This is a genomic window from Streptacidiphilus pinicola (genome assembly GCF_003258295.1).
Classification (GTDB): domain Bacteria; phylum Actinomycetota; class Actinomycetes; order Streptomycetales; family Streptomycetaceae; genus Streptacidiphilus; species Streptacidiphilus pinicola.
On the sequence record NZ_QKYN01000173.1, the window covers coordinates 13,002 to 32,357 of the forward strand.

At 74.4% G+C, this 19,356-nt stretch carries 19 protein-coding genes; 12 read left to right on the forward strand and 7 right to left on the reverse strand.

Going from position 1 to position 19,356, the window contains the following annotated elements:
- Positions 1-9: 9 nt before the first annotated feature.
- From DN069_RS34140 to DN069_RS34155, 4 genes are read left to right on the forward strand one after another with little or no spacing between them, the layout of a single operon-like run.
- Complete coding sequence (locus DN069_RS34140) at positions 10-951, forward strand: AAA family ATPase (RefSeq protein ID WP_111507122.1); 942 nt, start codon at positions 10-12, stop codon at positions 949-951.
- Positions 948-2,087 (forward strand): vWA domain-containing protein, encoded by a 1,140-nt coding sequence (locus DN069_RS34145; protein WP_207892371.1) that lies wholly within the window; start codon positions 948-950, stop codon positions 2,085-2,087. The genes DN069_RS34140 and DN069_RS34145 overlap by 4 nt, the downstream gene beginning before the upstream one ends.
- On the forward strand, positions 2,080-3,237 hold the full coding sequence (locus tag DN069_RS34150) for an XdhC family protein (protein WP_111507123.1): 1,158 nt from the start codon (positions 2,080-2,082) through the stop codon (positions 3,235-3,237). The genes DN069_RS34145 and DN069_RS34150 overlap by 8 nt, the downstream gene beginning before the upstream one ends.
- A 2-nt stretch (positions 3,238-3,239) precedes the next feature.
- The gene (locus DN069_RS34155; RefSeq protein WP_111507124.1) at positions 3,240-3,938 is read left to right on the forward strand and encodes an SRPBCC family protein; all 699 of its coding nucleotides are present in this window, start codon (positions 3,240-3,242) and stop codon (positions 3,936-3,938) included.
- Between the two features lie 7 nt (positions 3,939-3,945).
- On the opposite strand, the gene DN069_RS34160 is transcribed toward DN069_RS34155, so the two are convergent.
- Complete coding sequence (locus DN069_RS34160; RefSeq protein ID WP_133260140.1) at positions 3,946-5,250, reverse strand: DUF6777 domain-containing protein; 1,305 nt, start codon at positions 5,248-5,250, stop codon at positions 3,946-3,948.
- Between the two features lie 153 nt (positions 5,251-5,403).
- Here DN069_RS34160 and DN069_RS34165 point away from each other — a divergent pair, with 153 nt between their 5' ends.
- Both DN069_RS34165 and DN069_RS34170 read left to right on the forward strand, forming a co-directional pair.
- Positions 5,404-5,901 (forward strand): MarR family winged helix-turn-helix transcriptional regulator, encoded by a 498-nt coding sequence (locus tag DN069_RS34165; protein WP_243640142.1) that lies wholly within the window; start codon positions 5,404-5,406, stop codon positions 5,899-5,901.
- Between the two features lie 2 nt (positions 5,902-5,903).
- Positions 5,904-6,344: a MarR family transcriptional regulator gene (locus DN069_RS34170; RefSeq protein ID WP_111507127.1), complete on the forward strand. Its 441-nt coding sequence runs from the start codon at positions 5,904-5,906 to the stop codon at positions 6,342-6,344.
- A 15-nt stretch (positions 6,345-6,359) separates the two neighbouring features.
- Here DN069_RS34170 and DN069_RS34175 read toward each other — a convergent pair whose 3' ends face one another.
- Positions 6,360-7,922, reverse strand: a complete 1,563-nt coding sequence (locus DN069_RS34175; protein ID WP_243640145.1) for a PucR family transcriptional regulator — start codon at positions 7,920-7,922, stop codon at positions 6,360-6,362.
- Positions 7,923-8,083: 161 nt separating this feature from the next.
- Here DN069_RS34175 and DN069_RS34180 point away from each other — a divergent pair, with 161 nt between their 5' ends.
- Complete coding sequence (locus tag DN069_RS34180; RefSeq protein ID WP_111507129.1) at positions 8,084-9,574, forward strand: sodium:solute symporter family protein; 1,491 nt, start codon at positions 8,084-8,086, stop codon at positions 9,572-9,574.
- Positions 9,575-9,612: 38 nt separating this feature from the next.
- On the forward strand, positions 9,613-11,298 hold the full coding sequence (locus tag DN069_RS34185) for a thiamine pyrophosphate-binding protein (protein ID WP_111507130.1): 1,686 nt from the start codon (positions 9,613-9,615) through the stop codon (positions 11,296-11,298).
- A 23-nt stretch (positions 11,299-11,321) separates the two neighbouring features.
- On the opposite strand, the gene DN069_RS34190 is transcribed toward DN069_RS34185, so the two are convergent.
- The 4 genes from DN069_RS34190 to DN069_RS34205 are packed head-to-tail and all read right to left on the reverse strand — an operon-like array spanning position 11,322 to position 15,659.
- Entirely contained in the window at positions 11,322-12,077 is a 756-nt protein-coding gene (locus DN069_RS34190; RefSeq protein ID WP_111507131.1) for an SDR family NAD(P)-dependent oxidoreductase, read from the reverse strand.
- On the reverse strand, positions 12,074-13,414 hold the full coding sequence (locus DN069_RS34195) for an FAD-binding oxidoreductase (protein WP_111507132.1): 1,341 nt from the start codon (positions 13,412-13,414) through the stop codon (positions 12,074-12,076). Before DN069_RS34195 ends, DN069_RS34190 begins: the two co-directional genes overlap by 4 nt.
- Positions 13,415-13,443: 29 nt before the next feature.
- Complete coding sequence (locus DN069_RS34200; RefSeq protein ID WP_111507133.1) at positions 13,444-14,442, reverse strand: decaprenyl-phosphate phosphoribosyltransferase; 999 nt, start codon at positions 14,440-14,442, stop codon at positions 13,444-13,446.
- Positions 14,439-15,659, reverse strand: a complete 1,221-nt coding sequence (locus DN069_RS34205) for a phosphodiester glycosidase family protein (protein WP_111507134.1) — start codon at positions 15,657-15,659, stop codon at positions 14,439-14,441. Before DN069_RS34205 ends, DN069_RS34200 begins: the two co-directional genes overlap by 4 nt.
- Positions 15,660-15,790: 131 nt before the next feature.
- Between DN069_RS34205 and DN069_RS34210 the strand changes: the two genes are divergently transcribed.
- The 4 genes from DN069_RS34210 (at position 15,791) to DN069_RS34225 (ending at position 18,869) form a co-directional block, all read left to right on the forward strand.
- The gene (locus DN069_RS34210) at positions 15,791-16,372 is read left to right on the forward strand and encodes a TetR/AcrR family transcriptional regulator (RefSeq protein WP_111507135.1); all 582 of its coding nucleotides are present in this window, start codon (positions 15,791-15,793) and stop codon (positions 16,370-16,372) included.
- Positions 16,373-16,427: 55 nt separating this feature from the next.
- Positions 16,428-16,742 (forward strand): SDR family oxidoreductase, encoded by a 315-nt coding sequence (locus tag DN069_RS34215; RefSeq protein ID WP_111507136.1) that lies wholly within the window; start codon positions 16,428-16,430, stop codon positions 16,740-16,742.
- A 132-nt stretch (positions 16,743-16,874) separates the two neighbouring features.
- On the forward strand, positions 16,875-18,122 hold the full coding sequence (locus DN069_RS34220; RefSeq protein ID WP_111507137.1) for a YncE family protein: 1,248 nt from the start codon (positions 16,875-16,877) through the stop codon (positions 18,120-18,122).
- Between the two features lie 27 nt (positions 18,123-18,149).
- A complete protein-coding gene (locus tag DN069_RS34225) occupies positions 18,150-18,869 on the forward strand; it encodes an esterase/lipase family protein (RefSeq protein WP_111507138.1) in 720 nt (239 codons plus the stop codon).
- Positions 18,870-18,884: 15 nt separating this feature from the next.
- Here DN069_RS34225 and paaI read toward each other — a convergent pair whose 3' ends face one another.
- A complete protein-coding gene (gene paaI, locus DN069_RS34230; protein ID WP_243640147.1) occupies positions 18,885-19,253 on the reverse strand; it encodes a hydroxyphenylacetyl-CoA thioesterase PaaI in 369 nt (122 codons plus the stop codon).
- Positions 19,254-19,356 lie beyond the last annotated feature (103 nt).

Here is a 19,356-nt window from a genome sequence, read left to right on the forward strand (position 1 = left end):
GGCGCGCGGATGGGACGACCGGACGGGCAGGCGGCCGCGGACCCCACCGAGCGGCAGACGGCCGAGAGCCCGCAGGCGCTGCGGGCCCGGCTGGAGGCGACGGGTTACCTCGTCGACGAGGGACTGGCCGTCGCCTGCTTCCTGGCCGTGCGTCTGCACCGGCCGATCTTCTGCGAGGGCGACGCCGGCACGGGCAAGACCGCGCTGGCCGCCGCCCTCGCGGGGGCGCTGGAGGCGCCGCTGATCCGACTGCAGTGCTACGAGGGCATCGACGCCGCCCAGGCCCTCTACGACTGGGACTTCCCACGGCAGTTGCTGCACCTCAAGGTCGCCGAGGCGGGCGGCGCCGGCAGCGACACGGAGTTGCTGGAGCAGCAGCTCTACAGCCCCCGCTTCCTCATCGCCCGCCCGCTGCTGCGGGCGCTGGAGACCTGGCCGTCGGTGTTGCTGGTCGACGAGATCGACCGCGCGGACGAGGAGTTCGAGGCGCTGCTGCTGGAACTGCTGTCGGAGTGGACGATCACCGTCCCCGAACTCGGCACGCTGCGCGGCGAGCGGCCGCCGGTCGTCGTGCTCACCTCCAACCGCACCCGCGAGGTCCACGACGCGCTCAAACGGCGCTGCCTCTACCACTGGTTCGACCATCCGGACTTCGCCCGCGAGGTCGCCATCGTGCGCGGTCGCCTGCCGGACGTCACCGAGCGCCTTGCGGTCGAGGTCACCCGTGCCGTGCGCGCGCTGCGCGCCCGGGACCTGCTCAAGCCGCCGGGCGTCGCGGAGACCCTGGACTGGGCCGAGGCCCTGCACGCGCTCGGCGCGACCGCGCTCGACGCCGAGCTCGCGACGGCCACGCTGGGCACGGTGCTCAAGCACCACGAGGACATCGAACAGACCCGCGCCCTCGACCTCACCAGCCTGCTGGCCGACGCGGCGTCGGGCGGTGCGCCGTGAGCGACAGGGCGGAGGCCGTGACCAAGGTGGTCGTCGGGTTCGTGCGGACCCTGCGGGCCGCCGGGGTCGCCGTCGTGCCCGGACAGGTGCGGGGGTTCGTCCTCGCGCTGGAGCTGCTCGGGCCCGCGCTGCGGCGGGACGTGTACTGGGCCGGACGGCTGACGCTCTGCGCCGAGCGCGACGACCTCGACCGCTACGACCGCGCGTTCGCCGCCTACTTCGGGGAGCGGGCGGGCGGCTCCGGTGAGCGCCGCGCCCTGCCGCTGCGTCCACGGCGGCAGTTGACCGTTGGCATGGAGCATGCCGTGGACGGCGAGCCCGGTCCGGCCGCCGAGCGGCCCGTCGCCGCGCTCGCCAGTGCGGCGGAGACCCTGCGGCATCGCGACATCGCCGCCCTGACGGATGCCGAACGCGTGGAGCTGCGGCGCCTGTTGGCCGCCCTCGCCCTCCCGGGCGAGACGCGGCGCAGCGCCCGCCGGCGCCCCTCACTGCGCGGGCGCGGCGAGGTGGACGTGCGCCGTACCACCCGCGAACTCCTGCGCCACGGCGGCGAACCCGCACGCCTGCTGCGCCGGACCCGCGTCCGCACGCCGCGCCGCGTCGTGCTGCTCGTCGACGTCAGCGGGTCGATGGCCCCCTACGCGGACGCGCTGCTCCGCTTCGCCCACGCCGCCCGCAACGGCGGCCCCGCCGCGCGCCGCACGGAGGTGTTCACCCTCGGCACCCGACTCACCCGCGTCACCGTTCCCTTGACGCACCGTCATCCCGAGTTTGCCATGGCCGCGTTGAGCCGCGCCGTGCCGGACTGGAGCGGCGGCACCCGGCTCGGCGAGACCCTGCGCACGCTGCTGTTCGGCCAAGGCCGCCGCAACACCGTCCGCGGCGCGGTCGTCGTGCTGCTCTCCGACGGCTGGGAACGCGGCGACCCCGCGCTGCTGGCCGCAGAGATGCAGCGCCTGCACCGGCTCGCGAACAAGGTGGTGTGGGCCAACCCGCGCAAGGGACGCCCCGGTTACGCGCCGCTCGCGGCGGGCATGGCGGCGGCGCTGCCGAGCGTGGACGTGTTCGTCGAGGGGCACAGCCTCGCGGCCCTGGAGCATCTGGCCGCCGTGGTGAGAGGAGCGGCCGATGCGTGAGATCTTGCCCGCGCTGCGGCGCTGGTACGCGGCGGGCGCGGCGTTCGGGCTGGCTACGGTCGTCGGGGTGACCCGGAGCGCGCCGCGCGGGCCGGGCGCGGCGATGGCCGTCGGGCCCGAGGACGAGGTCGTGGGCAGCGTCTCCGGCGGCTGCGTGGAGGGCGCGGTCTTCGAGCTCGCCCAGGAGGTGGTCCGCACCGGCCGGTCGCAGCTCGCGACCTTCGGCTACAGCGACGACGACGCCTTCGCCGTCGGACTGACCTGCGGCGGCGAGATCACACTGCTGGTCCGGCCGGTCACGGCCGCCCTCGACCCGACCTTCGACGCGGTGGCCGCGTCCGTGGCCGAACAGCGGCCCGTCGCGCTCGCGACGGTGCTCGACGCGCCCGCCGACGCCACCGTGGCCGTCGGCGCGGTCCGCGCCGTCTGGCCGGACCGCACCCTGGGCTCGCTCGGCCCGGCGGGCCTGGACGCGGCCGTCACCGCCGACGCGCGGGGCGAGTTGGCGCAAGGCGTGACCGCGCAGCGCCACTACGGCGCGAACGGCGAGCGCCGGATGGACCAGGTGACCGTCTTCCTGCAGTCCTTCGCTCCCCCGCCGCGCCTGCTGGTCTTCGGCGCGATCGACTTCGCGGCCGCCGTCGCCGACCTCGGTGCCTTCCTCGGCTATCGGGTCACGGTCTGCGACGCCCGCCCGGTCTTCGCCACGGCCCGGCGGTTCCCGCCGCAGGTCGAGGTGGTCGTCGACTGGCCGCACCGCTACCTGGCCGCGACGCGGGTGGACCCCTCCACGGTGATCTGCGTGCTCACCCACGACCCGAAGTTCGACGTACCGGTGCTGCAGGTCGCGCTGGGCACGCCCGCCGCCTACATCGGCGTCATGGGCAGCCGCCACACCCACGAGGACCGGCTGCGCCGGCTGCGCGAGGCGGGGGTGGACGAGACGTCACTCGCGCGGCTGCACGCGCCCATCGGCCTCGACCTGGGTGCGCGCACGCCCGAGGAGGTGGCCGTATCGATCGCGGCGGAGATCGTCTCCGCCCGCTGGGGCGGCACCGGCACCGCGCTGACCGACACGACCGGGTCCGTGCACGGCCCCGTCCCGGACCCGCAGGACGCCGCCGACGCCGCGGCGAGCACGAGGAGTTGACCATGCAGCTGCACCACGGCATCACCGTGCCCGCCTCCACCGACGAGGTCTGGCGCGCGCTCGGCGAGATCGAGGACCTGGCCCCCTGCCTGCCGGGCGCGGCCGTCGACCACGTCGACCAGGACACCGTCTACGGATCGATGACCGTCAAGGTCGGCCCGATCACCGTCGCCTACCGCGGCCGGGCCGTCATCGACGAACGCGACGACGCCCGCCACCGCATGGTCGTGCACGCCACCGGCCGCGAGCAGCGCGGCGTCGGCACGGCGCGGGCGACCCTCGTCGTGGAGGCCCACGAGCAGGCCCCGGGCACGACCGAGGTGGACGTCGACACCGACCTGACCGTCACCGGCCGCCCGGCCCAGTTCGGCCGCGGCGTCATGGCCGACATCGGCGATCGTGTCATCACGGAGTTCGCCGACCGCCTCTCCGCCCGCCTCGGCGCGACCGCGGCGCCCTCCCCGGGGACTTCCCCGGAGCCGGGCGCGGCACCCAAGCCCGAGCCGGAACCCGCGTCCGAGTCCACATCGGAGCCGGTGCCCGCGCCGCAGGCCGGCAGCGACGAGCCGCTCGACCTCGGCCCGATCCTGGCCCCGGTCCTGCGACGGGCAGCGCTCCTCGCACTGACGGCGCTCTGCGTCAGCGCCCTCGCCCGCCTGATCCGCCAGCGTGCCCGCGCCCGCCGCCGGGCGCGGGGCTGACTGTCGGTCAGGAGGGCGGCGCGGGCACCGCGGCCGATCCGCCCCCGCCCCCGGGCGGGATCACACCCGAACCGGTCGAGGGAGCCGTGCCGGTGGACGGGGACAAGGACGGGGCGGTCGACGGCGTGGACGCCGACGGGGACGGCGAGGCCGACGGGGAGGCCGGACTGGAGCTCGCGGCGGAGGCCGACGAACCGGACGGACAGGGCTGCGCGCTGCCCGGCGGGGGTGCGCCGACCGGCGAGCCCGAGCCCGAAGCCGTCGCCGCGGACGCCGATCCGACCGGCGAGCCCGACAGACAGGTGGTCGACGCGATCGCCGGACCGCTGCTCGACGTCCCGCTCGGGGCACCGCTCGTCGCACCGGGCGAGCCGCTGGCGGTCGCCGGCGGGGGGATGGGCACGTCGCCCCCACCGGTGCTGCCGGTGGGCCGCTCGAACCACGTGCCCGTGGTCTCGTTGTAGATCACGATCACATTGACGCTGGTCACCGCCGGAAGGATGACGACCACGTTCTGCGTGTTGAAGGTCGCCCACGTCGTCCCGGTGTAGGAGCTGCGCGTGGTGACCACGGGAACCAGCAGCGGGTTGCCGCAGGCGCAACGGGCGCGCGGTGCGCCGTTCGCGTCGACCAGCACGGCGGTCCCTGCTTCCAGGACCGACTGGAACGAGGTGGCCGCGCCGTTCGCGAAGCCGTGATTGGTGACCCGGGTGTCGGTGCGCAGCAGCACCGGCGTCAGCGAGTGCAGGAACGCGTCGATCTGGTCCTCGCGGATGCCCTCGACGCCGGCCCAGGCGGCCCCCTTGTCGCGGTTGGCGCGCAGGAACGCGGACATCTGCGGGACGTCGCAGGTGGAGATCCGCTCCGTGCCGCCGTAGAGGCCCACGCTCGTGCCGGAGACCGTGTGCACGCCGCCGGCTCCGGAGGTCGCCCCTGCGGGGACCGGCGCGGCGGAGTGGGAGGGCCTGGCCGAGTGGGACGGGCTCGGCCCGCTGTGGGCCGGGGTCGTGAACGGGTCGGGACCGGTGGATCCGGCCGGCTGCAGCATCACCGTCTGCGCGCTGGCGGGCCGGGTGAGCAGCACGACGGACAACGCCACCGCGAGTCCGACCACCAGCGCCGCGGGCACGAGCAGCGAGGAGCGCCGCCACCACGGCGGCTTCGACACGGCGTGCGCGCCGCGCCCGCCCGGCGGCTCGCCGGGAGGCGTCGCGGGAACGGTGGGCGGCCCGCCGGGGCCGGACGGCGGGCGGCCCGACGAACCGGACAGCGGGCCGGAGGGCGGACCGGATGGGGGTTCTTGGGAGCTCACGGCAGGCCTTCCTGCGGATCGGAGCGGACGCGCGCTCCTCATTCTGGAAGCCGGTCGGGGCGCCGCGGCAATCGGAACTACGCCACCTGGCTCACTGCGCTGCCCACTCCGAAATACTAGCCATGGATATAGTAGCCATGTATGGTATCGCTCATGAGCGAGAGCGATGCACCGATGGGCCCCACGCCCGGCTACCTGGTCTGGCGTCTGTCGATGAAGTGGCGGGTGGCGGTCGACCGGGCCCTGGTGGCCCAGGGCCTCACCCACGCGCAGTACTCGCTGCTCGCGGCCCTGCTCGCGACGCAACGCTCCGGGCGTACCCCCACCCAGCGTGAACTCGCGGACGCCACCGGCCTGGAGGCGCTCTACGTGTCCAAGCTCGCCCGTGCCCTCGAGGGCACCGGGCTCATCGCCCGGACGCCGCACCCCACCGACACGCGCGCGGTCCAGCTGTCCCTGACCGACCACGGCCGGGAGGCGACCGAGCGCGCGATCACCGTCGTCCATCAGCTCCTGGACCGGCTCCTGGCCCCGCTCGGCGGCTGGGACAGCCCCCGCACCGCGGTGCTCACCCGCGAGCTGAAGAGCCTGCTCAACGCTCCACTCGATGTCACGAACGATGTCACGAACGATGCCACGAACCAGGAGTAGCCATGTCCACCACGCCCACCGTCAACGGCCAGGTCATCGGCCGGGCCCATTACGCCACTCGCGCCCTGCTCGGCCCCGTGCTCGACCGCACCGCCACCACCTTCGACGAGTCGCTGGTGCTCAACTCCCTGGCGGGCGACGCCGAGGGCGTCGACCGGGCCGAGCTGCTCGGCCTGCTGGCCGGCAACCTGAAGATCTCCGAGGCCGAGGTCGCGGGGATCGTCGACGAGCTGGCCGCCTCGGCCCTGCTGGAGGCCGGCGACGACAGCCGTCTGCGGCTCACCGACGCGGGCCGGGCCCGCAACCACGAGATCCGGTCCACCATCGCCGCGATCACCCAGCGGATCTACGCCGACATCCCGGCCGAGGACCTGGCGACCACGGGCCGGGTGCTGACCCTGCTCACCGCTCGTGCCGACGCCGAACTGGCGGCGCTGCGGTAAGCCCCGGCCGGCGTCCTACCGGCCGTCGAACCAGCGCAGGGCGAACCAGAGCTCCATCCGGGTCTCCGCGTCGTCCAGATCGACGTCGAGCAGCGCGGCGACGCGGGTGATGCGCTGGCGCACGGTATTGCGGTGCACACCCAGTGCGGCCGCTGTGCGGTCCCAACTGCCGTGGGCGGCCAGCCATGCGTGCAGAGTCCCGAGCAGCCCGTCGCTCCCGGACGCCGGCAGCGGTTTGAGCAGGCGGCGGGCCTGCGAGCGCGCCTCGTCGGCGTCGACGAGCGAGGCCACCCCGGTCCGCCCTGGGTCATGGCGGACGGCGCGGTGGCCGGAGGCGAGCGCGCGTCGCAGCGCCCGCTCGGCCTGCGCGGCCGCCGCACGCAGCTCGGTCGTGCCGGCCGGGGCGCTGACACCGAGGGTCCAACCCAGGCGGACCGCGTCGGGGAAGTCCTCGTCGACGCCCCGAGCGGACCCGTGGAGCGGGATGACCGCGTGCAGGGCGCCCTGCTCGACCTCGAGGTAGGCGGTCCCCAGCGCCGTCCCGAGTGCGGCCAGGTGGACACCCGCGGAGGGCGCGGACCGGTCCGCGCGCACGAGGTCGCGCCGCCCCGCCACGACCAGCCAGCGGGACGGGGACGCTTCCGTCGACGGGTGGAGCAGCTCGGCGAGCTCCGCCGGCTCGGCTCCCAGCAGGGCGCCCAGCAACGCCGCGGCCGTGGGCGCGTCGGCGCCGAGTGCGTGGCGGGGGCCGGTGAGCAGGGAGAGCAGGACCACTCCCATACCGGCGACGGACCGGTCGACGGACGACTGGCGGGCAGCGGTCACCAGCGCGAGCTGGAGCGCGCCGCCGCTTTCGGCTCCAGGCACGGTGTGGAGGATGAGCTGCGTGCCGTCGAGGTGCTCCACGGCGGCCTCGGGCACCCGGCCGCCGGCGGCGCGGGCGCGGCCGCGCTCGTGGGCGAGGAGCAGCAGGCGCTCGCGGGCGGAATCGGCGGGGGGCACGCCGGTGGCGACGAGTTGCTGACCGTCACCGTCAAGCAGGGCCGTCCACGCGCTCAGGTGTGACGCCAGCTGACGCAGCACCGCCTCGACCGCGTCGGGGCGCGCGGCCGCGGCCGCCAGGTCCGACTGGGCGCGGGACATGCGCCGCAGCTCCCGGCTGCGGGCCTCGGCCATGGCGAGGTGGACCACGCGGGAGACGGCCACGAACGGCGTCGCGGGCGGCACCTGCAAGAGCGGCAGGCCGTGCCGGTCGCAGGCGCTGACGAGCTCCGGAGGCACCTCGTCGTACACGGGCGCGAGGCCGAACCCCAGACCGGCGACCCCGGCGCCGACCAGGCGTCGCACGTACGCATCCAACTCGCCTGGTGCGGTTCCCAGATGACGTCCAGCGGTCAGCAGCAGCTCACCACCGAGCAGGTACTGGCTCGGGTCCTCCCACTCCGAGGTGTGCACCATCGCGACCTGGCGGTCCCCGACCGGCCCGGCCACCTGGCGCACACCGAGCCCGGCGTCGTCCAGGACGACGTCCAGCGGGACCGCGGTGAGTCCGGTGACGGCGGTGGGGTCTGCCGGCATACCCGACCTCCTCGCAGATGTGCGAATCATCCATGCATACGGGCGTGAGTGGATGAAACATACACTTCCTGGCGCCACGACGTCAGTCCTAGGTTCTTTCGCATACCCCCACTCCCCCACTGAGGACCGCCACCCCACAGGCGGCCGGATCGGAGGACCACATGGCAGTCGACTACGTGGTGATCGTCGCCTACCTGGCCGGAATCGTCGGCGTCGGCTGGTGGGGCCGACGCCGCGCCCGCTCCAGAAGCGACTTCCTGGTCGCCGGGCGGCGCCTCGGGCCGACGATGTACACCGGCACCATGGCCGCCGTGGTGCTCGGCGGCGCCTCCACCATCGGCGGCGTCCGCCTCGGGTACACCTACGGGCTCTCCGGCGCCTGGATGGTCTTCGCCATCGGCCTGGGTCTGCTCGCGCTGAGCGTCTTCTTCTCCGCGCGGATCGCCCGGCTCAAGGTCTACACCGTGGCCGAGATGCTGTCCCTGCGTTACGGCGACGCGGCGAGCGTGATCTCCGGCGTGGTCATGTGGATGTACACGCTGATGCTCGCAGTGACCTCCACCATCGCCTACGCCAGCGTCTTCGACGTGCTGTTCGACATCCCCCGCTGGGCGGCGATCGTCATCGGCGGAGCGATCGTGGTCGGCTACTCCGCCCTCGGCGGCATGTGGTCGATCACGCTCACGGACATGGTGCAGTTCGCGGTCAAGAGCGTCGGCGTGCTGCTGCTCCTGCTCCCCCTGGCCGTGATCAAGGCGGGCGGCTTCGGTCGCATGGAGGCGGAGCTCCCCCACGGATACTTCTCCCCCACCTCGATCGGCGGGCAGACGATCTTCACCTACGTGCTGATCTACACCTTCGGCATGCTGATCGGTCAGGACATCTGGCAGCGCGTCTTCACCGCCCGCACCGACAAGGTGGCCGCCCACGGCGGCACCGTGGCCGGCGTCTACTGCCTGGTCTACGCGCTGGCCGGGGCCGTGATCGGCACGGCGACGAAGGCGCTCTACCCGACCCTTCCGGGCGCGGACAGCGCGTTCGCGACGATCGTGAAGCACGCCCTGCCCGCCGGGGTGAAAGGCCTGGTGCTGGCGGCCGCCCTGTCCGCGATGATGTCGACCGCGAGTGGCGCCCTGATCGCCTCCGCGACCGTCGCCGAGAACGACATCTGGCGGCGTGTCAGCCGCCGTCCGCAGGCCGCCCTTTCCGGCGCGGAGCGGGACGAGGTGCGATCGAACCGGATCTTCATCATCGTTCTCGGGATCACGGCGACCGTGGTCGCCTGCCTGCTCAGCGACGTCGTCTCGGCGCTGACGGTCGCCTACAACCTGCTGGTGGGCGGCCTGCTGGTGCCGATCCTGGGCGGACTGGTGTGGCGCCGCGGCAACCTTCAGGGGGCACTCGCCTCGGTGGTCCTCGGCGGCGGCACCGTCATCGTGCTCATGGTCACCAAGGGCGTGCTGGCCAACGAGCCGATCTACTACGGCCTCGGCATCAGCCTGCTCGCCTACCTCGTCGTCAGCCTGCTGACGCCCGCGCCCGACGCGGCCCGGCTGGAGGCCTGGCGGCGGCGGGTCGCCGGAGAAGCCGCCCCGCCCTCGGAGCTCGCAGGCCCCGGCGACAGCCGTCCGGCCGCCGCTCCCGCCGTCTGAGCCGCGCACACAACGCCACCTCCTCGAAGGGATTCCCCGTGAACACCACCGAACCGCGCGGCAGCGCAACTCCCGCGCGGGCCGCGCGCTTCGGCGGCGACCTGGTCGTCGAGTCCCTGGCCGCACTCGGCGCGGACAGCGTGATCGGCCTGCCGGGACAGCACGCCCTCGGCCTCTTCGACGCGCTGGGCCGCGGTCCACTGCGCTACCTGGGCCTGCGCGTCGAGAACAACGCCGGCTTCGCCGCCGACGGCTTCGCCCGCACGGCCGGGACCGTCGCGCCGCTGCTGCTGTCCACCGGGCCGGGGGCACTGACCTCGCTGGCGGCGCTGCAGGAGGCCGCCGCGGCGTCGGTGCCGGTGCTCGCGATCAGCAGCCAGATCCCCTCAGCCGGGCTTGGCGGGCGGCGCCGGGGCTACCTGCACGAACTCGTCGACCAGCGGGCGAGCTTCCGGGACGTGGTGAAGTCGGTGCACACGCCGCGCACCGCGTCCCAGATCCCCTCCGCGATCGCGGCGGCCTGGGAGTCCGCGCTGACCGTGCCCTACGGTCCGGTGTGGGTGGAGATCCCCCAGGACGTGCTGCTCGCCCCGACCGACGTCCCTCCGGTACGGGAGCTGCGCGCCGAGCCGCGGCCGGTGCCGCCCCGGGCCGAGCTCGTCGCCGAGGCCGCGGCGCTGCTCGCGGCGGCCGAACGGCCCGTCATCCTGGCCGGCGGCGGCGTGGTCAGGGCCGGGGCGGCAGACCAGCTGCGGGAGTTGGCGGAGCTGCTGCGTGCCCCGGTGGCCTGCACCTTCGGCGGCAAGGGCGCCTTCCCGTGGGAGCACCCGCTGTCGCTGCAGTCCTGGCTGGAGGACCGGCACACCACCGAGCTCCTCGAGGACGCGGACGTGCTGCTGGTCGTCGGCTCCGGGCTCGGCGAACTGTCCAGCAACTACCACACCTTCGCGCCGCGCGGCCGGATCGTGCAGATCGAGGCCGACGCGGGCAAGTTGGAGTCCAACCACCCCGCCTTCGGGATCCACGCGGACGCCGCCCTCGCGCTGGCCGCCCTGTGCCGGGCGGTCCCGGAGCGGCCCGCCGACGGACGGGCCGAGGCCGCCTCCGTCGACCTGCTCAAGCGGGTGCGCGAGCGGCTGGACAGCCAGGGGCTGGAGAAGGAGCGGCAGGTGCTGGCGGCCGTCCGCGACGCGCTGCCGGACGATGCACCGGCCTACTTCGACATGACGATCCTCGGCTACTGGGCCTGGTCGGCCTGGGACGCGCGGCGCCCCGGAGCGATGCAGTCCGCGCAGGGGGCCGGGGGCCTGGGCTACGCCTATCCGGCCGCACTCGGGGCGGCCTGGGCGCAGACCGCGCACCCGGCCGGGCCGGCGCCGCGTCCCGTGCTGGCGGTCTCCGGTGACGGCGGGGCCATGTACTCCCTGGCCGAGCTTGCGACCGCTCGCCAGCACGACCTTCCGGTCACCTGGCTGATCGTCGACGACGGCGGCTACGGCATCCTGCGCGCGTACATGGCCGACTCCTTCGGCGCGGCCACCGGCACCGAGCTGACCCGCCCGGACTTCGTCCGGCTGGCGGAGTCCTTCGGCGTCCCGGCGTGCTCGACCACCCCGGAACGGCTCCGCGACGACCTCGCCGCGGCGCTGGCCACGCCCGGGCCGTCCGTGGTGGTGCTGCCGACAGTGCTGCGGATGTTCGCGCCGACACACCTGGACGGCTGACGGCTGCCCCCCGGGGGGCGAGCTCAGCGCGGCAGGCGGCGCCAGAGCGGCCGCGGCAGCAGGCGCATGACGGCGGCGAGCACGGCGAGTCGGCGCGGCACCCAGAGTGTGCGGGAGCCGGGCCCGCGGCCGAGGGCCGCCGCGACGGCGGCGGCCACCTGGGTCGGTGTGGAGGAGAGCGGCGCCGGGGCCATGCCCTCGGTCATCCGACCGGTGACGAAGCCCGGGCGGACCAACAGGACGGAGACGCCGGTGCCGTGCAGCCGGTCGGCCAGGCCGCGGGCGAAGGCGTCGAGCCCCGCCTTGGCCGCCCCGTAGACGAAGTTGGCCCGGCGCGGGCGGACCGCGGCGATCGAGGAGAGCACGACGATCGTGCCGCGGCGCTGCTCGCGCATTCGCGCGGCGAGCGCGAGCAGGAGGGTGACGTGGGCGGTGAGATTGATCTGCACCAGCTCGCCCGCGCGCTCCGGCTGCGCGTCCAGGACGTCCTGCGCGACGAGGACACCGGCGGCGCAGATCGCCACGTCCAGCGGGCCGTCGGCCAAGGCGCGCGCCGTCAGCGTCGTGTGCGTGGCGGGGTCCAGGGCGTCGAAGGGGGCGGTCGTCACCCGGCAGCGCAGGTCCGCGCCGGCCGCGGCGAGGCGCCGCGGGTCGCGTCCGGCGAGGATCGCCTCGTCGTCGGGGCCGAGGTCGAGCGCGTGCAGCAGCGCGATCCCGATCTCGCTGGTGCCGCCGACGAGCAGCACCCGTCGCGGGGGCTTGCTCTGCGGCCCGCTCATTCGCACAGCCCGAGGCGGCGGCCGAGGTCGGAGCGGAAGACGCCGTGCGGGTCGAGCCGGGCGCGGGCCTCGTGCCAGGCGTCCAGCGGACCGTACATCTCGGTGAAGCGGGCGCGGTCCATCCGGGCGTCCTTGGCGAGGTAGAGGCGGCCGCCGGACTTGGCGACCAGGCGGTCGAGGGCGTCGAGCAGCTCGCCGATCCCGGCGCGGGCGGCGGGCAGGTCGACGGCCAGCGACCAGCCTGCCACGGGGAAGGAGAGCGGATGGCCGTCGGCGGGGCCGAAGCGCTTCAAGGTCCCCAGAAAAGGTGAGGCCTGATGCCGGTGCAGGGTCTCCAGCGCGCACACGACGAGGTCGCGCTCGGCGTCCGGGACGACGAACTGGTACTGCCAGATGCCGGCGGGGCCGAGTGCGCGGTTCCAGCCGGCGAGCGCGTCGAGGCGGTGGAAGAACGTGCCGAGGGTGGCCACGCTCTGCCGCAGACGCGGAGCCCGGTGGTACCAGAGGCCGTTGAAGGCGGCGGCGGTGCGCGGGGTGACCGGGCAGAAGGGCAGCGCGGGCACGGGCAGCGCCAAGCCCGGCCGGTAGCGCGGGCCGTCGGGCTCGCGCCGCGGGTCGGGCTCGGCGTGGTGGTCGGCGAGGTCGACGACGCCGCGCCCGAGCGAGCGGCCATGGGCCGTGCCGTCGATCCAGGCGACCGCGTACCGGGAGCGGGCGGTGTCGAGCGTGTCCATCAGCGCGTCCAGATCGGCGGCGCGGCGCGTGGTGACGTCGAGGAGCGCGCTGCGGATCGGCAGCAGCCGGAGCGTCACCGAGACGATGACGCCGGTCAGGCCCATCCCGCCGACCGTGGCGCCGAAGGCGTGCGGGGTCTCCTCCGGGGTGAGCCGGCGCAGCGTGCCGGTGCCGTCGACGAGGTCGATCTGGTCGAGCCAGGCGGCGATCGTGCCGTCCCGGTGCTGGTTCTTGCCGTGCACGTCCGCGGCGACGGCGCCGCCGACGGTGAGGTGGGCCGTGCCGGGCAGGACCGGCGGCAGCCAGCCGTGCGGCACGGTCCGGGCGAGCAGCTCGGTGAACTCCACGGACGCGGAGACCCGCACGCGTCCCCGGTGCGGGTCGAGCAGCAGCCACGGTTCGACGGCCTGGGTCAGCACCAGCCCGCCGGAGTTGAGCGCGGCGTCGCCGTAGCTGCGGCCCGCTCCGCGTGCGACAAGGCCGCGCTCCGGGCGGCTCGCGATCAGCCCGCGCAGCGCGGGCAGGCTCAGCGGCCCGACCGGCTCGGCGCGGCTGCGCGGGGTCCGCCCCCAGCCGCTGAGCAGGACCTCGGGCTCCGCCATGACCGTCCTTCCACGACCGTCCTTCGGGTTCAGAGCATGGGCGCCAGGAAGGCCGCCAGCCACAGCAGTTCGGCGGCCACCAGGCGGCGGTCGGTGAGCAGCAGGTCCTCGACGCGGGTGACCGGGTCGCGGGAGACGAGGCGGTCGAAGCGCAGCAGCGCGTAGAGCAGCGGGAGGGTGCTGAGCAGGTGCCAGCCGCTTCCGGTGCCCAACGCCCAGGCCAGGTAGGCGAGGACGGTGGCGGCCAGCAGCAGCGTGCGCAGCAGGCGCAGGCGTCGGGGGCCGTAGTGGGCGAGCGCGGGCCGGTGTTGGGCGGCGGCGCTGCCGAGCAGCTCGGCCTCGGCCGCGCGCTTGGCTGCGGCCACGAGCAGCGCCCCCAGGCTGCAGACCAGCAGGAACCACCCGGACGGCGGGATCCTGGCGGCGACCGCGCCGCCGACCGCCCGCAGCACGAACGCCGAGGCCAGCGCCGCGAGTTCGACACCGGGCAGGTGCTTGAGCGCGAGCGAGTAGCAGACGCTGAGCAGCAGGTAGCCCGCAAGCACCGCGCTGAACCCCCAGCCGGGCACGGCCGCGGCCGCCGCGAGCGCGCCGAGCGCGAAGACGACGGCGAGGACCCGCCCCTGCGTGCCCGTCAGCTCCCCGGAGGCGAGCGGCCGCCGCCGCTTCGCGGGGTGGCGCCGGTCCCGCTCCAGGTCGGCGAGATCGTTGACGCAGTACCCGGACGCGGCGGCGAGCGTGAACGCGCCCACCGCGAGCGCGAGATCGACGGGCCCGCGCCCGTCCCGCCCGGTCGACCCGGCGGCGAGCGGGGCGGCGAGCACGAGCAGGTTCTTCGGCCACTGCCGCGGCCGCGTCGTCCGCAGCACCGCTCGCGCGGTGACCCACCCATGCGCCCGCGGGTGGCCGGCCCGTCCTGCCCGCGCAACCTGCTGCGCGGCCCCCGGCCGGGCCGGTTCCACCCGCCCTCCGGCCGGCGGTACGCCTGCCGGGCCGAAGCCCGCCGTCCCCGGCCGGAGGCCGGTCATCGGGCGAAGACCGCGACGAAGTCGCGGCTGGTCGTGGAGTAGTAGCGGTCGGCCGGGCGCTGCTGGCCGTCCAGCAGCTTGACCGGCGCCGGGTCCGCGCCGCCGGCCGGCGGGCGGTAGTACATGAAGGACATCCACGCGGGGTTGATGTCGAGCTGCATCGCCTCCACGCAGCCCGCCCGCTGCAGCAGATCGGCCAGCGTTCGCACCGACAGCGCGGGACCGTACACGAAGACGACCCGGCCGTCGGCCGTGACGCCGACACCCGAGCGCCACACGTAGTATGCGCCGCCGATGGTCAGGCCCCAGCCGGACTCGATGTTGGTGTCGACGGCGGCGGGCACCACGCCGTGGTCGACGACCAGCTTCAGGTTCTGCCGCACGCCGACCACGGCGGGGCTCATCGACACGTCGCGTCCCCACACCCCGACGGCGACGTGGCCGTCACGGTAGAAGACGAGCGACGCCGCGCCCTGCCGCAGCGTTCCCCGGCTGACGCCGTCGAGGTAGAAGCCGCCGCCCGCCTCGTTCACCTTGAAGCCGCCGTTGAAGGTGGCGACCAGGCCGGACCGCCCGCCGGCCGGGACGTCGTACGGGACACCCCAGTCGGCGGTGCCGGGATCGCTCCACCCGGGGTGGAGCTGGAAGCGGAGCAGGCGCGGATCCATGGAGGCGACGGCCGCGACGTACGAGGTGTGCTGGGCGTCCGGGCGCAGGTAGGCGCCGAGCAGGGCGGGTTGCCCGGCCACGGTGCGCAGCACCTGCCAGGTCCCCTCGCCGGGCAGCGGCGGCCCGGCGGGCGAAACCAGCCGGGGCGGGAGCTGGGCCGCCGGCGCGGCGTGGTGCGCGGCGGCTGGCGGCGCGGCGGGGCGCAGCGCGATGGACGGTTTCCCACCGACCTTGGGCGGGTTGAGGTCGTACTGGAGGGTCTCGACGAGCGTGACCACGGGCGCGAGATGGTTGTTGCGTCCCCAGTCCGCGACCCGTGCGGCGACGCTGTCGTCACCGGGCGCGGTGAGCGCCTGGCCGAGCGACCAGCTGACCCAGATCAACAGCGCGGCGAACAGCCCGAGCAGCACCCGCGCCCAGGGGCGGAAGGGCAGCGTCCAGAGCCTCCTGCCCACGCGCGCGGCCCGCCCCGACATCCGCCCTGTGCCCGGTGTCCGGCCCCCGGGGGCGTCCTCGTCCGGCCCCCGGCGCCGCAGCAGTTCGGACATCCCAGGCCACTTCCTTCGGCCGCGCCCTCCATCCTCCCACGCGAGCCCGGCCCCGGCTCCGCGCGCGACCGGCCGCCGCTGACCCGCTCGATATTTGACCGATCATTCTTCTTTCGCCTAGGTTCTCGACCATGGCGAGGACGAAGGACTTCGACCCGGACGCGGTGCTGGACCGGGCGGTCGAGCTGTTCTGGCGGCACGGCTACGAGGCCACGTCGATGGCGGACCTGGTCGCCCACCTGGGCGTCGCGCGGGCCAGCATCTACGCGACCTTCGGCGGCAAGCAGGAGTTTTTCGCCAAGGCGCTGCAGCGATATCTCGACACCACCGACCCGCACGTGATGACGGCCCTGTCGCAGCCCGGCCCGGTGCTGCCGGCAGTCAGGGCCTTGATCGACACCTACGTCGGCGCAGACGCCGACAACGACCGGCCCCGCGGCTGCATGGTCGTCAACAGCGCCGTCGAGCTGGCCGACCGCGACGCGGGCGTGGCGCGGCTGGTCGAGGCCAGCTGGGCGCACCTGGAGACCACGCTCACCTCGGCGCTGCTGCGCGCCCGGACACAGGGCGAACTGCGCCCGGACGCCGAGCCGCGAGCCCTGGCCCGTTTCCTGCTGGTCTTCCTGCAGGGCGTGCGCGTCCTCGAACGCACCCCTGACGCCGCAGCCCGCCTGCGGGACGCGGCCCGCGTGGCAGCGTCGGCCCTCGCCTGATCCGAGGCGCTCGGGCCGCTCCTTTCAAGACCGATCGATCCAGATGGGGGAATCCATGAACGCTCGATTCGACGGAAGGGTCGTACTGATCACCGGCGGCGCCGGAGCCCTCGCGGGGGCCACCGCCCAGGCCTTCGCCGAGCGAGGCGCAACCGTCGTGCTGGCGGCACGCGATCCGGACCACGCCGCCGAGGCCGCCGCCCGGATCCGGCCGGGCGGCGGCAAGGTCGACTGGATCGCCGCCGACGTCATCGCCGGCCGCGTCAGCGACCCGGCCGAGGTCGCGGCGACCGTGCTCTGGCTGGCCTCGGACGAGTCGAGCTTCGTCGTCGGCCACGACCTCGTCGTCGACGACGGCGCGACCGCCTGACCCGCCGACCTGACGCGTCGGACCCGACGCGAGAAATCCCCGCTGCACAGGGCTTGGCTGTTGAACCACAACTGCCTACCGTCGAGTAGCCATTGACGACTTTGAGGTGAGCACCTCAGCGGGGAGGCAGTCATGCGGGCCATCGGCACCTTACGGACCACCGTCGTCGCGCTCAGCGGCGCGCTGCTGCTCGGCGCGGCGCTCGCCGGGCCGCCGGCCGGGACGGCCCAGGCGGCGACCGGCGCGACCACGGGGACGACGGCCACCAGCGGCCTGCGGGATGTCCTGATCGTGGGCAACAGCCAGGCCGGCACCGTCAGCTTCATCGACGCCCACACGTTCGCCAACCTGGGCTCGTTGAACGTCACCGCCGACGCGCAGCAGCGGATCGCCGAGATGGACCCGGTGCAGTGGGCCGGATTCCAGACCGTCACCTCCGTGGAGGGCGGCAACCGTTGGGTGGACGACGCCCAACTCTCGCCCGACGGGCGAACCCTGTACGTCTCGCGGGGCAATCTCGACGACGTCGCCGCCTACGACATCGCCACCGGCGCGCAGCTGTGGCGTACCCGCCTCGACGGGTTCAAGGCCGACCACGCCGCCCTCTCCCCCGACGGCACCCGGTACGTCGTCTCCGCCACGACCGCGCAGAAGGCGGAGGTCCTCGACACCTCGAACGGCTCCGTCGTCGGCTCGTTCCCGACCGGGACGTACCCGCACCAGAACGACTACACCGCCGACGGACGCTACATCTACAACTCCAGCATCGGCGTCACCTCGCTGCCGCAGTCGATGGAGTGGGCCAAGGGGACGTTCCAGCTGACCAAGGTCGACGCGCACACCTTGCAGGTCGTGCAGGTCTGGCTCTTCCCGCACGGGATCCGCCCCAACGTCGTCGAGTCGGACGGCCGGACCATGTTCACCGACCTGTCCTACCTGAACGGCTTCGCGCAGTTCGACCTGTCGACGGGCAGGCAGGTGCGCACCTACCCGATGCCGTACAGCGCGGCGGGCGCGGCCCTCAGCCCCGACAACTACCCCCAGAACTCGGCCCACCACGGACTCGCGCTCTCCGGCGACAACGCGCGGGTGTGCGACGCCGGCACCATCGACGACTACGCGTCGGTCGTGAACGCGGCCGACGGCTCGACGGTCGGCACCGTCACCTACCCGGCCGGCAGCCTGCCGTACTGGGCGACCAGCAGCGCGGACGGCACGCTCTGCTTCGTCTCGCTCAGCAAGGCGAACGCCGTCTCGGTGATCGACTACGCGACGGGCAGGGAACTCGCCCGCGTGCCGGTCGGGGTGTTCCCGCAGCGCGAGCGCACCGGCGCGATCGACCCGGCCGTGCTGCCGGACCTGTCGCCGTCGGCGGGTTGAGCCACCACCACCTCCCAGGGAGCCGTCATGAGATTCCGTTCCGGCGGCCGGATCGCGGTCGCGGTCGCCTTCGCCACCGCACTGGCGCTGGGCGCCTCGGCGCCCGGCTACGCGGCCGCCGCGCCCCACCCGCACGTTGCCGTCGCCACGGCCGCCCGCATTCCGGTGATCTTCGTCCACGGCCACAACGCCGACCCGGGTGTCTGGGGCACGATGGAGACCGCGTTCCGCAGCGCGGGCTACGCGGACAGTCAGCTCTTCGCCTGGGGCTACGACACCAGCCAGTCCACCAACGAGGTGCTGGCCGGGCAGTTCGCCGCCTACGTCGCCCAGGTGCGGGCGCAGACCGGCGCCACGCAGGTCGACATCGTGGCGCATTCGCAGGGCAGCCTGCCGACCCGGTGGTTCCTGGAGTACGGCGGAGGCACGTCGGTCGTGCGGCACTGGGTCTCCCTCGGCGGCCCCAACCACGGCACCGACCTCGCCTGGGGCTGCGCGCTGTGGAACCAGGGCTGCCGGGACATGACGCCGGGCTCGTACGTCGTCAGCCACCTCGACCAGGGCGACGAGACGCCCGGACCCACCGCGTACGCGACCTTCTGGTCGCACTGCGACGAGCAGATCGTGCCCAACAGCAGCGTCGCGCTGACGGGAGCGGTCAACACCGACGCGGGCTGCCTCAAGCACAACGACCTGCTGACCGATCCGGGCGTGGAGGCCGGCGTACTGTCCTTCCTGGGCGGCTGAACCCCGCCCCGCCGCTCAGGCCTTGACGCTGCGGCTGCGCCCGCGGAACTCGGCCACGACCTCTCCGCCGCGCCGAACCGTGACGTCGTAGACGCCGCTGCGTCCGTAACGGGTGCGCTCCTCGGCGGTCGCCACGAGTTCGTCGCCCTCGGACACGGGGGCGACGAACACGATGTCGGCGCCGGCGGCGACCGTCACGGGACCGTGGCTGTTGCAGGCGCAGGCGAACGCGCTGTCCGCGAGCAGGAAGACATACCCGCCGTGCCCGATCCGGTGGCCGTTGACCATCCCCGGCGTGACCTTCATCCGCAGCACGGCCCGCCCTGGCGCGAGGTCCTCCAACTGGATCCCGAGCGCGGCCGACGCCGTGTCGGCGTCGAACATCGCCCGCGCGGCGGCGAGTCCGGCTTCGGCGGAGGCGGACCACGAGGGTTCGGGCGGTGTCATGGCTGGAGCGTATCCGGCCCGGGCGCGCCCGGGCCGGATA